Annotated in this window: 1 rRNA gene; it reads right to left on the bottom strand. The window is 48.1% G+C overall.

Annotation, left to right across the window (positions count from 1 at the left end):
• A 5S ribosomal RNA gene (rrf, locus tag GCN75_RS28935) occupies nt 1-100 on the bottom strand; the annotation flags it as partial.
• Nucleotides 101-308: the final 208 nt, after the last annotated feature.

Below are 308 nucleotides of genomic sequence, written 5' to 3'. Positions count from 1 at the left end.
CTACTTTCACACTGGTTGCAGCACTATCATCGGCGCAAAGTTGTTTCACGGTCCTGTTCGGGATGGGAAGGGGTGGGACCAACTTGCTATGGTCATCAGGCATAACTTGTACTGGCGTTTGTCTCCTATAGGACGACAAGGCCATGAATCTGGAAGAAGCAAAGATTGGGGTAATGAATAGGTGTATCAACACACACGCAACGTTGTACCGTCTTATCCTCTGTACCTGCTAAGGTTATAGGGACAAGCCGTACGGGCAATTAGTACTGGTTAGCTTAATGCATTACTGCACTTCCACACCCAGCCTA

Origin of the sequence: Janthinobacterium violaceinigrum, assembly GCF_009208555.1 — a bacterium.
Lineage (GTDB): Bacteria > Pseudomonadota > Gammaproteobacteria > Burkholderiales > Burkholderiaceae_D > Janthinobacterium > Janthinobacterium violaceinigrum.
This window is presented reverse-complemented; position numbering and strand designations above follow the sequence as displayed.